Raw genomic sequence first — 18,765 nt, 5'->3', positions numbered from 1 at the left:
CATTTCATCGTTACCCTTTAAATTATGGTTTATTCTTTGAAAACTATGGATTCGATGGAATTTTCAGCACGATTCTTGTTCCTTCACCAGGGCGGCTGTGTACTTCAAATACAATTCGGTCGCCATAAAGCATTTTGCCCCTGTAAATTACATTCTGTATCCCAATCCGGTCGCCAATAAGTTCTTCCGCCTTAAGGTAGTCATACAGCCTGCTGACCAGCTCCCCGTTCATGCCGATTCCGTTGTCTTTGACTGAGAAAGCGACAAAATCCTCCTCAATTCCAATCCGGATATCAATTCCCCCGCCTTTTTTCAGCGGTTCAATCCCATGAATGCTAGCGTTCTCCACAAAGGGAAGAAACACCATCTTCGGGATTACACAGGCACGGGCTTCAGGCTCCACCTCGACATGGTATTTCAATTTGTCTTCGAAACGATATTTCTGTATTTCTAAAAAACACATGATAAAACCCAGTTCCTCCTCCACCGTTACCCATTCCTTATTCCAGGTTAAAGAGCTGCGTAAAATCATCGCCATACTTTGAATCATTTTGGCTGTCTCCTTCTCATGCTTAAGCAGACTTCGCATCCGTATCGTCTCAAGCGCATTGAACAGGAAATGGGGATTAATCTGACTTTGAAGAGCATTCAGCTGCGCCTTCCGCCGTTCCAGCTCAAGTGATTTTTTCTGGATAGCCGTCATATACACATCGTTAATTAATGTCTTAATCTGCATAATCATATTGTTGAATTCGAGTGTCAGCTGACCGATTTCATCACGGGCTTCCCCATAATTGATCATCTGAAAATTCTGTGTTTTTACTTTCTTCATATGCTTTAGGATTTCAATAATCCGTACGTTAATAGACCTTGTAATAATTAAGATGATTATAGTAGGAAAAATCATCATCACGCATCCGGACCAAACAATGAAATAGCGTGACTTCAACTCCTCCTTAATAATCTCATGCTCATTAATGGTACCCACGACCTTCCAGCCGCGCAGATAACTGATGCTGCCATATCCCTTCTCAAATTGAATGAGATTATCCGATTTCAGGGAGCTGTACAGATGCTTGGTATTCGCCTGCCAGTCGATTGCCCGGTTGGTTGTGTATTCTATTCGGTCTCCTGGACTCAGCAGGTACATATCTCCCTTTACATTCAAATTAGAAAAAATCTCCATGATATCAATCGTCTTGAAATCAAGTTTAATGAGCTTCTCCTTGGCCATCCGATCCGCAAAATAATCCATTCGCCGGAGCAGCGAAAAAGATTGAAATTGGCCCTCCGGGTCTTCGATGCGAACGAATACAGGCTGGGATGACGCATCCTTCAGCCAAAGCTTATACCATGCTTCTTCACGAACCTCATCGGATAATATGCCGATATTTCCTGAATTCAAAAGCGTGGGATTGTCTACATATATCGTTTTGTTCTGAAGAGAAGAAGAGAACGGAGAGTAATTGTTCAGAATCGATCTTAAATAGAGATCATAGGCCTCTACATAGTCTTCCGTATGCGTGAAATTCATATTTAACACTTCATTGGTTTTGTAATCCGCATAAAAAAAAGAGGATAACCCTACACCTTGATCAACCATTAACTGGAACTCATTTTTAATTTGCTCCACGGCACGGTCAATATCATTGATTCTTTGTTCTTTTACATTCTCGGTAATAATATTATAAAAAATCGCATTCGTCAGAATGATTGGAGCAATGACACCAAGGAAATATACCAAAAACATTTTGTTCCTCAACCGGATATTATTCAGAAAATGCATAGCTTCCCCTTCCCCCTCCTCGCTTTAGCGCTTGCCGATTCGGCTTCTATATTCCGTAGGGGTCATCTGTCCCAGCTTTTCAAATTGGGTCACGAAATAATCCGCATTTTTGAAGCCCACCTGCTCGGCAATTTCATAGATCCGCATGTCGGTCTGTCTTAGAAGCTTCTTGGCTTCCGTAATACGCAGCTGGAGCAAGTAGTCATTGAAATAAATCCCATAGTTTTTTTTGAATATTTGTCCGAGATAGGCAGAACTCATGTAAAACTGATTAGCCATACTTTTCAGATTGAGATTTTCATGAAAATTTTTATCTACATAACACTTAATCTTATAAAGCCCGCCACTTCCATAGCTTTGATAGAGACTCTGAATCAACCTGGCAGCCTCCAGCGCAAAGGCTTCAAATAAGGCCCGGAGCTCGCTAAATGTGATATTATGATCCTGCCAGTTCATGATAGGCATAAGACTTGCCAGCCGCTTTTCATCGCCTTCCATACTTCTAACCGTATTCAGCACACTGTGGACACATTGAATCGTGGCCGCTTTTATAGCTTCCTGCGATACAGCCTTTTCTGCAAACTCCGCAAACATCCGGTCGATAACCAAAACAAGCTTTTGCTCGTTGTTCTCTTCAATGGCTTCAATGATTGTACGGTACACCTCGTCCTTGATATGGACATAACGGAGATCCTTATCGGCAATATCGGAATGCAGGAGGATTCGCTGGGTGTGCCTGAAGTATTTATATTGCACGGTCTCCTTAGCGCTGACGTAAGAATGCTTCAATAGCATGAAGGAGCTTACCGTTCTGCCCACATAGGCTTGAATATCTAAGGAGAACAGATTACTGAGCTGAAGCAGACAATCTGCCATGAAGCTCCGGGCATCACCATTATGTCCTCTTAAGTAGAGATCAGGTATAATAAATCCGAATGCGCGCCGATGCTCGTGCACAATCGGGGTTTCCGAACAAAGCTGCTGAACCGATTGCTGGATTGCATTTTTGAATTCTGCCTTAGGAGGCATAAGCCTGTCTCCCCACGGAAACACATTATTAATTTCCAGCAATACGTACATAAACTCCTTCGCTCCCATTCCAGTCCAATGCTTTTCCCAGACCTCAAGAGCATCGTCCTTGGCTTCACCACGAATGAGCGTCTCAATCAGTTTCTCTTCCTCGTGAATAATAAGCCTCTCTTTTAGCTGTTTCTGTGCAGAAAACTTGTCGCGATATTTATGAAGCGCTTTCACGATTTCGTTCTCATTAATAGGCTTAAGCACATAATCCAGTACATCGTACCGAACCGCCTGCTGGGCGTAACGGAAGTCATTATAACCGCTGATAATAATAAATTCGGTTTCAAGCTTCGCCTCCGTTACGGCTTGAATTAGCCCGATTCCGTCTAAAATTGGCATACGGATATCCGTAATGACAAGATGCGGCTGCTTCTTGCAGATAAGATCCAGAGCGTCTTCTCCGTTGTCTGCCTCACCTATCACCTCAAAACCACTGCTTGCCCAATCCACCATTTCAATCAAGCCCTTGCGGACAAATAATTCATCGTCGACAATAATGATTCCGTACATCGTAATCTCACTCCCTTACTGAAGCTCATTCCAATTAGATACTAACTATAGAATATAATTTTCAAAAAGAATATCGTGAGTTTTCCATCGACTACTTGCTCAAAATCTTCCTCTATAGGTCGGAACATTTTCATATATGTACAGAATGAGCAGAACATAAAGCAAGACTGGGGTTATTATATCAGAGCGTACTAGGAGCACATAGTCTTTACATAAGAGAAGCAAAGGAAAGCAAAGGGTCATCTTTCCTTTGCTTTCCTTTGCTTCAAAAATCGTGGCTTGCCAGGCTCTATACACTTGCGAACTTCGGCCTGATTCTGCCTAATATATGGTATCCACTTTCCGATTTTATTGGGCCCGGCTCACACGAAAACCCTGATCCGGGCCAATCCCATTTGCCTCAAACTTTCCCCGATAAGATAACTCGTTGTTTCTGACGTCGCCGATCCAACCGCCGCCCTTTACAACCCGGAAAGAACCACTCTCGCTATCCAAGTCCCCATCTCCGTACCAGTTCCAGCACCATTCCCTTACATTACCTGACATATCGTAAAGGCCTAGCTCATTGGGTTTATGGGCACCGACAGATTTTGTTTTATTTTTGTTGCTTTCTATAATAGTCCAGTTCCATTCTCCTGATAAGTATTTGTCTCCTGCGTTTTTCCAATACCAAGCTACTTCATCTACATTATTGCTCCCGCTGTAGGTGTAACTGTTGCTCACCTGGCCTCCACCTGCGGCGTATTCCCACTCCGCTTCCGTCGGCAATCGGTAACCACTCGCTCCCTCATTGATCGTTACTGTCCATTTTAGATTATCGTGATCACTCTTATTATTCGGATCTTTTTTATTTTTGTCTATCTCGTAATACGGTTTCAGGCCCTCTTTTATACTTCGTTTATTACAGTATTCAACAACATCATACCAACTTACCATTTCTACCGGTAAATTGTCGCCCTTGAAGCCCGAGGGGTTGCTTCCCATAACCTCAACCCACTCTTTTTGAGTTACCTCATATTTGTCGATATAAAAGCTCGATATAGTTACACTTTTTCCATAAAAGTTGGACTTCGTATTCACAAAAATCCCACCTTCTACAAAGACAAGATTATCATTGTTTTTATTGTTTTCATTATTTTCATTGTTTTCGGTCTTCTCAGCCTTCTCGGTCTTTTCAGGCATTTCTTGCGAGCAAGCAATGACTACCAATAATATTGCTGGCAAAAGGAAAATAAATCGTTTTCTCATTACTATTTCTCCTTTAAACGAATAGGAAAAGGATGCAGGCAAATATCTATTGTTGAAATAGATAAGGCCGCCAGCTGTGAGACCGGCAGGCCTTAGCAAGCAATATTTATAATGAAATGATGCCTGTTACCACACCGTTACATTAGAGCTGCCGCTGCTTTGATACCCCTCTGTCGCAAATACCTGGTAAGTCCAGCTGCTCCCCAGATACATTCCTTTACTTTGCCATGCATTAACGTGGTTGCTGAACGTGATCGCGGAGTTGACCCCAGTTGCTCTCTTCGACTGGCGGACACTCCAATACTGAGGGAAGGTTTGTGTCCCGTCGATGGATGGCGCGTTGTATCGCATAGTCGTATAAATGTCATATGTGCCTCCGTCGCTGGACACGGTTCCTTTATACGTTCCGGTAGGACGATACGTGCCCCAACTGTCAACGACGTAATATTCAATTAGCGAGTTTCTTGTCCACCCGTAGAGAGTCAAATATCCATTGCCAGACGGCGCCCAGACGCCGGCATTATAGTTAACTGTCCGGTTTGGCGATCCGTTAATCCAGCCTTTTCCAACAACGAAATTCCCGACATTGGACCATGTAACACTATAATTGCCGCCGGATCCATTGACAGCATTTACTGTTCCGCCGCCATCAGTCCAATTTTGCCAATAGTCTGTCGCTGCACTTGAGGTTGCCGAAAACAAGCCCAAGCTCATAGAAGCTGCAAGGCATACCGTCAAAATTTTCTTATTCAGCTTTAATTTGAACATAAGATACCTCCTCATTTTTTATCGTTATTTGCCTATGTGTTATGGTTTCTTCTCTATGCAGCACAACACTTATCCTGTGTCATGTCTCGCCATCATCTTACTATCACCTCCTTCTTCAGGTAAATTATAGCAAGTAAGCGCATACATTAATACATTGTAAATTATAGGTTTTTCCTTCATTTTCTAAGCTTATTATTAACTGAGCAGGCCGTGTCGCCGATTACAGATCTGACCTCCATGCCCGTTGCCTTGCTTTTCTCGGTCGCCATGGCTATATGCGTTTTGTATCAAAAAAAAGGAGTCGGCACTTTTATGCCCTCCTTTTGCACCGTAAAACTACATTACTAGCCTCCCGATTTTTTGCGACGTTTCCAGTCCTGATAACGCTCCGTAATGATCGGCTCGATGATGTGATAGTTTTCAATCGAATCTTCTACATGGTAGATTGTCGGCAAGCCGGCCGCCAATCCATTTGTGAAATCAACGGCCGTATAGATGTCGTTTTGGATATTAAGATATTCGCGGGCAAACGCATCTGCCTCATCCGACAATTCGTTCGAGCTAAGCACGCCATCCCAGTTTTTACGATAAAATTGAGCTCCGGTCATCTCATCCCTTTTGACAAGCTCAATTTCCGCTGCATCTTCTTTGCGGCTTCGTTTGCTGAGCAGATCATTTTTGATTATCCAAGCTATGAACATGCCCGACGGTACGTATGCTTGGTGGTGCTCCAACTCTTGCGGAAAATCGCCATCGTAATGCCATTTCGCTTTGTCGTAGACGTATTTTTCTTTTTCTGCGATCTGAAATAAAATATCTCGCGGTTCTTCCACAAAACCTTTATCCCTCAGTTCATCAGCCAATTCGTTCAGTCGATCGATCGCTTCCTGTTTGACGGGATACGGCTCGTATGTCGGGTTCATCGTCTTCTTGTCGGGATACAGCCGGCCTTTAATGATATTAAGAATATAAACTTCTATTCCTTCCGTAATCGTTAAATGCCGATAGTCTTTAAACGTCTTTCCCTGTTTGGTTAAAACCAGCTCGATCTTGCTCACCTTATCGATCACCTCATCATATTTCAGGTTGCTTCCTTGTCACAAAATGCTCAACCTTATTGACTCTTCCTATATCAATCCTACCTACAACCCCCTGAAAACATCTGCTATCCGTTCCATGCCACTCAGGATCACGCGGTCTATTGAAATCGAATATTCGATTCCAGCTTTCTTCCTTGCTCATAGACAGCTTTCCTAAATAATAGTCATCCCACTCTTTTTCGTTATCAGCATAGAAACTATCATTTAGAACTAAATGCCAATCATCAAAATCAGAAATTAATACCTCTTTATCATAGAGCTCTAAACGAATTCTTACACAAGAGGTGTAGCTTCCAAAATGACCTGACGAACGCATATCCGGCTTTTCTACCCATAGCCAAATAGGACTTTCTCCAGCATAATTAGGAAGCCTTTCTTTCATTTTAGTCATCATCCACTGATATTCCTGTGGAAACATGGCATGTTTTTCAGAGCCTTCTAAATACCCTTGATTCTCAAAAATGTTCCAAATTTCTTCTCTTTGAAGCGTCCAATATATGCCGATTTCCTATCTCTCCTATTTTTTAAAATATGGTGATGACGTAATTAGTTTTATTTATGAATCCATGTTGTAAAATAAGCATACCAATTCCCACCAAATTAATATATAAATAAGTCGGAAAATGAAAAAAAGAACCTCCTGTCCAGGAAGTTCCCCGATTACTATTTTGTTAATTCGAAATCTAATACCAATTCACTCGTGTGACCGAGAAAATGATAGTTATAGCTTCCGATTAATTTTTCCAGCTCTCCTGTGCCGTTAATGATTTGAGCGGGGCTATCAAGAGTACCGTTATCAAACATACCGTTTTCACAAGCTGTAAACGTTCCATAATGTCCATCGTAATGACCTTCAAAGTGCAGGAACCCCGCAATTTTGGATTTGGCCTTTTCAGCATCCTCCATATGACTATCTAAGTAATACAGCAAATATTCTAAAGTTGCTTTCCCTTCCAAAATACCTTTAATTTCGTATTCAACTTTTGCAGTATTAACGGGGAAGTTGCTAAGATTATTTTCAATGGGTTGTTCCTCCCACTTTGTTACAGTAAAAATGGCTGTTTTCATATCATCACTCTTTCCTCAAAATAGTATCATTAAAATTAGTTTGAAATTGAGACAAGACAATTCTTATATCTTCACAGAATGGCATTCATCAACTCATAGAAATACTTGGATTCCTGCGTCTTATTTAGACTATACCAGGCATCTAATGTTTCTGATGAAAACACATCGAGCGCTCTCAAGACATGTACAGAAAACTCCAATGGTGCTATACCAGATGCTGTGATCAGTTTTCCATCCGTTACAGCTGGCTCCATATTGTAATATTTTTCGCCCGTATAATTGGGACAGATCATTTTAAGATACTCCAAATCATTGCTTGTATGCCAGCGTGAATCCAACAGCCCCGTCTGGGCAAGCCCGATTGTAGCCCCACAAATCGCTGCCACTAATGTCCCTGCCTTTAAACACCTTTCCGCCGTTTCTAAAATGGGTTGGTGAAAGGTTTCTGTCCAAGTATCTCCACCGGGCAAAATCAATGTATCCGTGCTTTCGATGCTGCACTCATCCAGTCTGATGTCTGGCCGTATTTTCAATCCGCCCATTGTCGTTACAGGCGTCTTGTCCATTCCCACAGTAATGATTTTGGACGGAGCCAGCCCTTTTTTATAATATCTTCCCGAGTTCAGTTCGGCAGTTAAATAACCGATTTCCCAGTCTGACATCGTGTCAAACACATAAAGATAGACCGTATTCGTCATTTGCAAGTTCCCCTTATTTTACAAGTCATCAAGGAATACCACCCATCCATGCATCGGCAATCCATGATTATCCTCATTATAAAATAGCTTCACTGACAGCTGCTGTCAGTGAAGCTATTAAAGCCGATAATATTCCATTAACTCCGACGCAACAGCAACAAGCCTGTCCTTCAAACTCTGTGGTTCGATGACTTTAATGGATTTCGCATAGGATAGCAGAAAATAAGGGACATGTGTCTGAATGGATGTTTCCTCAAGTAAGAAGATGGCTTGATTGGCTGTCCGCTCTTGCAGATGATGCCCCAAAAACCAATGCAAGCATAAGTCATCCAATGCCTCTGATCTGCCTTCAATCATTAAAGAAATCAACCCAGCCTTACCCACTAAATCCGGCAATAGATTTTGCATAAAAAATTCACGGGCCGAAAAAGCTTCGGGACGCTTAAAAAGAAGGGGAGTCCGCTTGATTTGCACAATCCGATCTGCCCGGAAGCTGCGAATCTCCTTCCTTAGATGGCAAAATCCAACCGTATACCATTTATTGTTCCAGTTAACCATTCCATAGGGGTCTATCACCCTGTTCTTAGGTTGATCTTCACGGCCTGTGCGATAATCGATTTCTACAGCGTATTCATTTGCTACAGCCTGCTCCAATTCCGCCAATATCGGCTGAACCGAAGGGTATCCGCTGCGGTTTATCACTTCAAAACCGGCTAACTGGCGGCTAAGCATACTTTCCTGCTCCTCATTTGAATACATTCTCAATTTGGAGGTCGCATTGCCTAATGCCTCGCTTAAAGGGTATCCGGCTTCTTTGGCAAAAGCAGCCGCATGAAGGAGCGCCTTTTTCTCTTCCATATCAAATAGCAGAGGGGATCTGATAAATTGATTGAGCAAGCGATACCCGCCATTATGACCTGTGTCGGATATGATCGGCACTCCACTAGCACATAATGCATCTATATACCGATAAACGGTCCTTATATTTATTTCCAGCTTCTCGGATATTTGTTTTGCAGTCATTTTCACGCCCGAATTCAGCATCCAGAGAATGGCCAGCATATTATCGTTTTTTGGCATAACAGGAACCCTCAGTTTCTATATAAATCTCAAAATAGTCTTACCATGCACCCCACATGTGCGGAGTACCACAACCCAATCAAAAAACTGCACCTCTGTCCGTTTCTTAATTAAAAGTATGGTGGAGCTAGGCGGAATCGAAGCGCCAACTAATCTAAGCCCCCGTGCTTATTCTAACTTCAAGTATTCATTTTTTTCTTGGGGAGTGCAACCAACCAGTTCGTCCTCCCATCATTGTTAGTTGCACAGCCCTAAATACTATTTCAGATCCTCTTTGATCTTATATCTGATGGCTATAAATGAAAATATAACTATAAAAACAATCGACACGCTAGCTACATGAACAAGATCATTTATATTATCAAAATCTCTTGCGCTTAAGATCGTATTAACTATTAAGAAAGAGGACAAATGAACGTCATCAATGATGGATTCCAAGACAGTTACAATCATTCCAAAAACATTCAACGATAGAACAAATCCAACTACAATACTAGCAATCAAGCTTTTACTAATAATGGAGATGCATAAGATTACAATTGAAAATGCCCAATGAAGTAAAAATTGGCCGATCAACAATTTCGCAAAATAACCCCCATCTCCAATCATTGCATGGTTAAAGAAAATTGATCTTCCGATCATATCCGCAGCGATCATGACAATAAATGTAAGCAAAGTGAATAGGCCTGCAATTAATATTTTTGAAATAACAGTGTACATCCGCGCACGCTTCATCGAAATGTAATTTTTATAAAACCCAGAGTTATGTTCACTCATATAGAAGTAAACAACGAATACAGCAATATAAATCAGCGGCCACAATGGGATTTGAGACATCATGACTTGGATGAACTGACTTTCGTTCATCGAGCTGATCAGCATAACCCCACTTTCTCCGGGCTGCTCGTATTTTCCCAACATAAATATACCGAATATTTGAAAAGCAAAAAAAATTAACAGTAATATATAAATCATTTTATTTGATTTAAAACGGTGAAAGTCCATTTTGAGAATATTAATCACGGCTCCCACCCTCACTTTCTATCCGCGCCAAAAAATATTGTTCTAGGCTTTGTTTATGCTTGATAATCGAATGAACAGTTATGCCGCTTTCAACTAAGGTCTTGATGATATGTTGGTTCTCAAGATGAGCATCATATACATACACCACACGCTCACTAATGACTTTGTAATGATTAATATGCAATTTTTGTTCTAAGATGGGAACAGCCGAGCTTGCTTTATCCACTTCTATTTCAATACGATCTTCGCATTGAAGCAGCAGTTGCTCCCTTGAATGGTGTTCGATGATTTCTCCTTGATGTACGATTGCATATTGCGTCGCTACTTTCGACAACTCTTCCAAAATGTGACTTGAAATAATGATGGTCATTCCCGTTTTATTCAATTCCAAAATCATGTTTCTAATCTCAGAAATTCCTTGCGGGTCCAAACCGTTGATCGGTTCATCCAAAATCAAGACATCTGGGCTTCCAATTAATGCAGCTGCAATTCCAAGCCTTTGCTTCATGCCCATTGAATAATTTTTCACCTTGGTCTTGTTCGAACCTTCCAATCCGACAAGCTTCAGCAGCTTGTTAATATGCTCTTTCCGATTAGTCAATCCATAAGAGATCGCGATTAATTCCAAATTTTCATAGGCAGTATGATGGGGATATAACCCTGGATTTTCAATGAGTACGCCTATTCGTTCAAAATAAGGGTGATTATCCTTCACTGGACGATCAAATAATTTAATTTCTCCTGAAGTCGGGGATATCAATCCAGCAATCATCTTTAGCAAGGTGGATTTTCCTGCTCCATTTTGGCCTATCAAACCGAAGATTTCACCTTTGCCTATTTTAAACTCTACCTTACGCACTGCTGTTTTCCCTTTAAATTGTTTGGTTAATTGACTTACTTCAATAATTGCTTCAGCCATATTCGCACCTCCTTGTCAATAAAATAACAAAAAGAAGCTAACATATCGTCAATAAAAGATTAAGAAAGTTCAAAGAAGATTAGGGCCGGTTTAAGGCACTCCCTATGGTGCCAGCCTGAAACCAATGCCCCAAATGGTGTCAATATAAGCCTCCTCGTCAACCCTTTTGATTTTATTGCGAATATTGCTAATGTGAACGGTAATGGTTTTGTCCTCACCTATGTATATATCTTCCCATGCAAGCTCATACAGATCCTGCTTTGTAAACACTCGGGTAGGATTCTTAAGCAGCAGCTCAAGGATCTTGTATTCCTGTCTTGTAAGTTTCAAATCAGCTTGATTGACGCTAGCGTTCATCGTTCCGCTATCTAAAAGTAGATTTTTATGTCGATAGCGAGTGGCAGAATCCGTTCGGGAGGTTCGTTTGACATGTACATTGACTCGGGCAAGCAATTCCTCCACCTCAAACGGTTTCGTGACATAATCAGCGGCTCCCAACTTAAACAGATTTAATTTATTATCCAATTTGTCCTTGGCCGATAGAACTATAACTGGTGTGTCAGAGCTTAATTCTATTCTTAGCCGATGCATAAAATCTTCCCCCGAGAAGCCAGGAAGCATGAGGTCCAAAATAATAAGCTGATACTCGTGATGAGTGACGTTCATGATTCCCTCACTGCCAGAATACGCTTGCGTGCATTGAAACTTCTCTTTTCGAAGCACATCATAAATAATATTGTTGATATGCACGTCGTCCTCGACAATTAGAATTTTGGGGTGGTTCGTGTCATTGTACACGTCAACTCTCCTTTACGATTTTCTTAAAAGCTAAGCTGATGCAAAACTGCTCATCGTTCAGGTCAGCTTGCACATAACCATTCATTTTCTCCATCAGTGATTTCACGATAAAAAGTCCCAGTCCTGAAGATTGGTTCGTACGCGACGGATCTGCTTTGTAAAAGCGAGTAAATATGTTGTCAAGGCTCAGCAGATGATTTCGCTTCAGTACATTGGAAAAATGAAACAAAACCTCGTCCTGCTTCTCCTCATAACGAATGCTTAGAGCACCTTCACTGTGCATAAAGTAATTTTTGATCACATTCTCAAATACTCTTTCCAACGCACTTTCATTTCCCACTATAAATAGCGGTGCTTCCACCATGCAGATGTTTGGTTCATAGCCACATCGCAAAAAATCGTCGATAAAGGTAAACAGACGTTTATTTAACACTTTTATCACATCAACTGGCTCAAGCTCCAAGATGTAATCTGGGTTTTTCAGTTTCGTATATAGGAACAGCTCGTCAACAAGTGTAATAATCTGTTTCATTCTAGTCTGTGCCAGACTAACATACTCTGTTTTTTCTTTAAGATACTCGGATCGTTCCGCCAATTGCAGATAGCCGTCAAGTGAAGTCAGCGGGGTTCGTATATCGTGGGACAAGCTCATAATGGTCGCGTGAATTTCTTCCTTTTGTTCGATAAAATCTTGCTTCAACTTTCGTTGATCACGAAGCATTGCATTACATAAATCGATTAACCGATGAATTTCTTTTGGCTTAATTTGTGTTTGTATCATTTTGAATGAATGATGGTCTGATATAAAAGATAATTGGTTGCCGATATCCTTAATTTGGTTTTTGTAATACACAAGGTAAACGGATTGAATGATTAAAGCAGCCAGTATGACGATTAAAACAATATAAAACATAGAATCACTTCCTTTCTGACACTTGAACCATCTCGTTCTCCTGTATTTCAACTCTCTAACTCTTGGAAATTTGTACTTGAAGACTATATTCAATAATTTATAATTATATCCTTCAATAACGGTCTATTTCGACAACATTCAAATTTATACACTAGTTATTGTCTCAAGAAGGTACCATTAAAGCAATAAACCACATAATAATAGTTTATACAGTACATGTAGCCCAGACAGTATACTGCCGGGCTTCAACTTGCAGGAAAATGTGGCTCTTAGCTGCTAAATTCTTACCAACAACACACAGCACTCCACATGACTTGAGTGTCAGTCACTGTACCTTAGTTCGCGATTGATATCTGGTTTGCTAGAGGACATATTCCATTTGACGGTCATAAGGCTCGTATTCGGCTAACTTCTTATCAATCTCTACGGCATCGATGCATCCGACATTCGTGTAGAACAATTGGGACTCCTCTGATGAATGCGCCGAAATATACAGTTTCCGCGCTCCCATTGCTCTAGCCTTGTCAGCGCATCGCTCAAACAGCTTCTTTCCTATTCCCTTACTTCGATGCTCGTAGGAGACATGGATCTGCATCGTATTCTCCTCGCTTTTACGCTTTTTAACCGAACTTCATAACACCCTGAAACAAAGTGCTTAGAACTAAACATATTTATTGTATAGGAATCAAGTGCATGAAAAAAGAGGGATCATCCGCTCATACATCTCCCATTTATTTGTCTACATCCCGTAATCATACCATGATTCCTAACATAGTTTATTGGCAGAATGACTTGTATTTGCTCCAGAAAAATAAGAAATCCTGCCATCATCCAGCAGGAAGCTTGATAGATGGCAGGATATTCTAAGGAATGGCTGCTTAAATCAGATCCGATTTTTGCAATAATCTCTGGATGATAGTTGCAACCTCGGCTCGGGTCATGTTCCCCTTCGGAGCAAGTAAAGCCCCGTTTCTTCCAAATACAAGGCCAGCCTGCACATTGTCCGCAACGCTGCTTTGTGCCCATGCGGCTACTTTCGCTGCATCTTCAAACGGACGAAGGGCATTGTCTACCGATTGCTCAAGCAGCGTGTCCTTCAGCCCAGTTATCGCCATCGCTTTAGATAAAATAACCATTGCTTGCTCTCTCGTAATTTTGCCATTCGGCCGGAACGTGCCGTCTTCAAAGCCGCTAATAAGCCGGTATGAATACGCCGTATTGACCGCGCTGCTATACCAATCGGACGACAACACATCCGAGAATGGTGTTGCTCCATTTTCCAGCTTGAGTCCTAATCCGCGAACGATGATCGCTGCAAATTCGGCGCGGGTAATTTCCAGATCAGGACTGAACATCCCGTTGCCCGTTCCGTCGACAACCATCCGGGACCCCATGTCGTTAACGGCATTTTTCGCCCAATGATTTATCATATCGCTAAATTCGAGCGGATGCCATACGACCGCATACTCACTGTTGGTCAAGCTATTGATTTGAGCCTCATATTTCCCGTTCATATTTCGGATTTTAGTCGGCACATGGCGTACGGAGCCATCCGGCTCAACGACAACTCCTGTCGTAATCTTGCCCGGATCAACGCCATCCGGAATCGCAATCGTTCTCTCCACATAAGCGTCAAAATTCGTTACTTCGAAGATCTTATCTCCATATGCAGCTCTCACCGTAAAGCTCAGCGGCTGGCCGACAAGGGTGAATTGGCCTTTGGCTGCTGCGTTCTCCACAAGCTTCAACGTATCCGTTGTAGGGATGGCAATTTCAATCTGCACTTTAATGTCTTGCAAGGCTATTAATTCGCCAACCTGCTTGGATATAGCATCGATATTGATTTGGCCTGCTGGAAGCGTGTATGTTGCATTTTCGGTTTTGAACACCAGAACAGCTTGTTTGTCCTCCATGTTTTTCACCATTTGGCCATTCAGCTCTCCAACGAAGATGTCGGATTTTTGGTCAATCGGAATCGTGACTGTGGCATGCTGCCCTTCCGCAGCAAGTCTCTCATCCAGTTTTTTCTGATCCACAATCACCGTTATTTCGGTTTGATTGTTTCGCTTTGTAACCGTAGCGGTACCCGCATTCTCAACTTTCCCGTTAACCAGAATATTCACACCTTTGTTTGCAGTGTTCGTATTGCCCGATGTCGATGGAGCAGAAGGCTGAGATGGCGTATTTGATGCTGTTGGAATGACTGTATTCGATTCCGCAGAAGCAGCGCTCCTGCCCGCATCATTAATCGCTTTTACCGTAAAGGTGTAGCTTGTTCCATTCGTCAAGCCTGTGAGCGTAATTGGACTTGCTCCTCCGATCACGCTGATATTTCCCGGTGAAGCGGTCACTTCATATCCTGTAATCGCACTTCCGCCATTATCAGTAGGAGCCGTAAAGGTTACGACAGCTTGTCCGTTGCCCGCCACTGCGGATACGTTAGCTGGCACTCCCGGGATGGTTGATGAAGTCGCGCTTGTTTGGTTCGACGCCCCGCTCAAGCCGCCTACGTTTTCTGATTTTACTACAAAGTAATAGGTCGTACCGTTGACCAAATTTTGTGCGCTGTAAGTAGGTGATGTGACAATCGCCACTTCAACGAGGTTATTTGGGTTAGGATCCGTTGCCATGTAAACACGGTATTGGACTGCATCCGATACTGCACCCCAGTTCAACGTAACTTGACGGTCGCCGCCGACGGCCACAAGATTTTGCGGATTTTCGGGAGCATTCGGCAAGTTCACAACTTGCGTGACGTTAAATATTACAGGTGTCATATGATCCGCAGTTACGGTTACCGTTGCCGTGTAGGTGCCTGCTGGTAAGCCATCTTTTGCATGAATGTCAAAGCTTGTTGATGCGCTGCTTGTTAAAGTAGAATCTGGCTGTGTCACTACAAAATCATCAGCGTTTGCGCCACTAAGCGCTGTCGACAGGTTCAATAAATCTCCAGTTCCAGTATTCATGACTGGAATGGTTTTAGTCTCTTGGGTACCTGATTCGTATCCCTGAACTAGTGCAGCTAACGTTTGATCCGTGATTGCAGCGATTGAATAGGAAGCTGCTGCTGTGACGGTAATCGTCGATGTTCCTGTCTTGCTGTTATCTATCGTTGACGTTGCCGTGATCGTGTAATCGCCAGGCGTGGCATCCGCCGAAACGGTTACATTCCCCGTACTGTCTATCGACACCTTGTTGTTCACGTCATCGCTTATCCAAGTGACCGTCGTCGCCGCTCCTCCTACTGCATCTACCGTAGCTGTTAGCTGCTCGCTTCCTCCTTGTACGACGCTTGCGGTGCTTGGACTCACGGTTACGCTGTTGATGGCTTGCGCTACTGTGACGGTAATCGTCGATGTTCCTGTCTTGCTGTTATCTATCGTTGACGTTGCCGTGATCGTGTAATCGCCTAGCGCGGCATCCAATGCGACAGTTACATTCCCTGTGCTGTCTACTTCCACCTTGTTACTCGCGTCATTGCTTGTCCAAGTGACCGTCGTCGCTGCTCCTCCCACTGCATCTACTGATGCTGTGAGCTGCTTGCTTCCTCCCCGCTCAACGCTAGAGCTATTCGGACTCACGCTTACGCTATTGATGGCTGGCGCTGCCGTGATCGTAATCGTCGACGTTCCTGTTTTGCTGCTATCTACCGTTGACGTTGCCGTGATTGTGTAATCACCCGGCGTTGCATCCGCTGCTACGGTTACATTCCCCGTACTGTCTACTTCCACCTTGTTGCTCGAGTCATTGCTTGTCCAAGTGACCGTCATCGCTGCTCCTCCCACTGCATCTACTGATGCTGTGAGCTGCTTGCTCTCTCCTTGCACAACGCTTGCAGTGCTTGGACTCACGCTTACGCTGTTAACTGCTGGTGCCGCCGTTACGGTAATTGTCGACGTTCCTTTTTTACTGCTATTCACCGTCGACGTTGCCGTTATTGTGTAATCACCGGGCGCTGCATTCGCTGCTACGGTTACATTCCCCGTGCTGTTCACCGTCACCTTGCTCGCATCGCTGCTCGTCCAAGTCACCGTCGTCGCTGCTCCTCCTACTGCATCCACCGCAGCCGTAAGCTGTCTGCTTCCTCCTTGCACAACACTTGCAGTGCTTGGACTCACGCTTACGTTGTTGATAGCCGGCGCCACTGTGACGGTAATCGTCGACGTTCCTTTTTTGCTGCTATCCACCGTCGACGTTGCTGTGATTGTGTAATCACCCGGCGCGGCATCCGCTGCTACGGTTACATTCCCCGTGCTGTTCACCATGACCTTGCTCGAGTCGCTGCTCGTCCAAGTCACCGTCGTCGCTGCTCCACCTGCTGCATCCACCGTAGCCGTGAGCTGTCTGCTTCCTCCTTGCACAACGCTTGCAGTGCTTGGACTTACAGTTACGCTATTAATTGTCGGAGGCACAGGTGGCACATAACTGGACGTCCGAATTTGAACAGCCGTTCCGTTCGTCTCCTGCCACCCAACATATAAAACATTGTTTAACGCTGCTGCCGCAGGATATTGTGCAGCTCTCGAGACATTTACGTTCAAACCATTGACTCCGTTTCCATCTGCGCTCGTCCAACTCGTACCGTCATACTTTTTGATCCGGATTTGAAAAGCCGTTCCATTGTACTCCTGCCACACTGCATATAAAGCGTTATCGAGTGCCGTTAACACAACATAGTTTGCTCTGTAATCAGTCTGCTTGTTTATACCGTACATCCCGTTGCCGTCCACACTCGTCCAAGTGCTTCCGTCGTATTTCTTGACTCGAATTTGATTATCCGTCGTTTCGGCTATTTCGTCCCACGCCAAATATAAGGCATTGTTGAATACAGCCAATGAAGTATTGGCTCCGGTTTTTGCCACATTCACATTCAAACCGGTCGTGCCACCGCCGTCAATGGACGTCCAATTCGCCCCATCATATTTTTTGGCCCGAACTTGAACAGCGCTTCCGTTGGTTTCATACCACGCCAAATATAAAGAACCATTGTATTCAGCCATTTTAGGGGCAGCCGCGCTCATTGAAGTATTTACGTTCAAACCGTTCATACCGCCGCCGTCAGCGCTTGTCCAAGCAGTGCCGTCATACTTCTTTATTCGGATTTGACTTGCGTTGTTGTCGTTAACCTCACTCCACGCTGCATACAAATCATTGTCGTGTACAAGCAATATAGGGTTTGATGCTCCTCTTGAGGCATTGACGTTTATCCCATTTGAGCCATCATCAACGCTCGTCCAGCTCGCGCCATTATATTTCTTCACCTTTATTTGATTAATGCTGGAGACTGAGTTTCTTTCAACCCACGCGACATATAATTCATCCTCAAAAACAGCCATAGCAGGGGTAATCGCCGCTTTGGAAGGATCTACATTCACTCCATTTGCCCCGTTACCGTCGACGCTCGTCCAGCTCGTGCCGTTATATTTCTTAACACGTATTTGGCTCGCCGTTCCATTCGTTTCCTGCCATGCTTCATATACTTCGTTATTGAATACAGCTAATGCCGTGTAGTTGCCATCTCTTACAGGGTTCACGTTCAAGCCATTCGTACCGCCGCCATCCACCGGCGACCAGCCGGCTGCTGCCCAAGCCGTACCTCCGCTTGCTAGAAGCGGCATTAAAAGCATAACGGCAAGTAAAAGATGTACCGTTTTTCGGATTTTATCGTTATTTCTACGCTTATTCATTACTGGGACCAATCTTCATCTTCCTCTCCGCATTTTCATTCTGTCACATAGCCCACATTATCTAGCTCAGCATATAGGAAATCACCT

Annotated in this window: 15 protein-coding genes; all 15 read right to left on the bottom strand. The window is 43.4% G+C overall.

Features of this window, described 5'->3' with window-relative positions; all coding sequences use genetic code 11:
• Positions 1-43 precede the first annotated feature (43 nt).
• The 15 genes from AC6B99_RS01945 to AC6B99_RS01875 all read right to left on the bottom strand — a co-directional run bounded on the left by AC6B99_RS01945 (position 44) and on the right by AC6B99_RS01875 (position 18,678).
• Complete coding sequence (locus AC6B99_RS01945) at positions 44-1,750, bottom strand: sensor histidine kinase (RefSeq protein ID WP_496662616.1); 1,707 nt, start codon at positions 1,748-1,750, stop codon at positions 44-46.
• Between the two features lie 60 nt (positions 1,751-1,810).
• The gene (locus tag AC6B99_RS01940) at positions 1,811-3,376 is read right to left on the bottom strand and encodes a response regulator transcription factor (protein WP_496662615.1); all 1,566 of its coding nucleotides are present in this window, start codon (positions 3,374-3,376) and stop codon (positions 1,811-1,813) included.
• A gap of 348 nt (positions 3,377-3,724) precedes the next feature.
• Positions 3,725-4,624 carry a formylglycine-generating enzyme family protein gene (locus AC6B99_RS01935; RefSeq protein WP_056034540.1) on the bottom strand — a complete coding sequence of 300 codons (900 nt, stop codon included), beginning with the start codon at positions 4,622-4,624 and terminating at the stop codon, positions 3,725-3,727.
• 126 nt (positions 4,625-4,750) lie between these two features.
• Entirely contained in the window at positions 4,751-5,392 is a 642-nt protein-coding gene (xynA, locus tag AC6B99_RS01930; protein ID WP_056034536.1) for an endo-1,4-beta-xylanase XynA, read from the bottom strand.
• A 344-nt stretch (positions 5,393-5,736) separates the two neighbouring features.
• Positions 5,737-6,450, bottom strand: a complete 714-nt coding sequence (locus AC6B99_RS01925) for a DUF7832 domain-containing protein (protein ID WP_056034532.1) — start codon at positions 6,448-6,450, stop codon at positions 5,737-5,739.
• Between the two features lie 16 nt (positions 6,451-6,466).
• Entirely contained in the window at positions 6,467-6,991 is a 525-nt protein-coding gene (locus AC6B99_RS01920; RefSeq protein ID WP_496662692.1) for a DUF3841 domain-containing protein, read from the bottom strand.
• 164 nt (positions 6,992-7,155) lie between these two features.
• Complete coding sequence (locus AC6B99_RS01915; protein WP_056034526.1) at positions 7,156-7,560, bottom strand: DUF3224 domain-containing protein; 405 nt, start codon at positions 7,558-7,560, stop codon at positions 7,156-7,158.
• A 71-nt stretch (positions 7,561-7,631) separates the two neighbouring features.
• Complete coding sequence (locus AC6B99_RS01910; RefSeq protein WP_056034523.1) at positions 7,632-8,258, bottom strand: type 1 glutamine amidotransferase family protein; 627 nt, start codon at positions 8,256-8,258, stop codon at positions 7,632-7,634.
• Between the two features lie 117 nt (positions 8,259-8,375).
• The gene (locus tag AC6B99_RS01905; protein ID WP_496662614.1) at positions 8,376-9,338 is read right to left on the bottom strand and encodes a helix-turn-helix transcriptional regulator; all 963 of its coding nucleotides are present in this window, start codon (positions 9,336-9,338) and stop codon (positions 8,376-8,378) included.
• 258 nt (positions 9,339-9,596) lie between these two features.
• Entirely contained in the window at positions 9,597-10,361 is a 765-nt protein-coding gene (locus AC6B99_RS01900) for an ABC transporter permease (protein ID WP_494859050.1), read from the bottom strand.
• A complete protein-coding gene (locus AC6B99_RS01895; protein WP_056034513.1) occupies positions 10,354-11,280 on the bottom strand; it encodes an ABC transporter ATP-binding protein in 927 nt (308 codons plus the stop codon). The genes AC6B99_RS01900 and AC6B99_RS01895 overlap by 8 nt, the downstream gene beginning before the upstream one ends.
• A gap of 102 nt (positions 11,281-11,382) precedes the next feature.
• Positions 11,383-12,078, bottom strand: a complete 696-nt coding sequence (locus AC6B99_RS01890) for a response regulator transcription factor (protein WP_056034511.1) — start codon at positions 12,076-12,078, stop codon at positions 11,383-11,385.
• A 1-nt stretch (position 12,079) separates the two neighbouring features.
• Entirely contained in the window at positions 12,080-12,991 is a 912-nt protein-coding gene (locus tag AC6B99_RS01885; RefSeq protein WP_056034507.1) for a sensor histidine kinase, read from the bottom strand.
• A gap of 361 nt (positions 12,992-13,352) precedes the next feature.
• Entirely contained in the window at positions 13,353-13,586 is a 234-nt protein-coding gene (locus AC6B99_RS01880; protein WP_056034505.1) for a GNAT family N-acetyltransferase, read from the bottom strand.
• Between the two features lie 283 nt (positions 13,587-13,869).
• Entirely contained in the window at positions 13,870-18,678 is a 4,809-nt protein-coding gene (locus tag AC6B99_RS01875) for an Ig-like domain-containing protein (RefSeq protein WP_496662613.1), read from the bottom strand.
• Positions 18,679-18,765 lie beyond the last annotated feature (87 nt).

It is taken from the genome of Paenibacillus liaoningensis (genome assembly GCF_059609455.1).
Note: the sequence above shows the minus strand (reverse complement) of the source record. Positions and strands in the feature narration are given on the sequence as shown.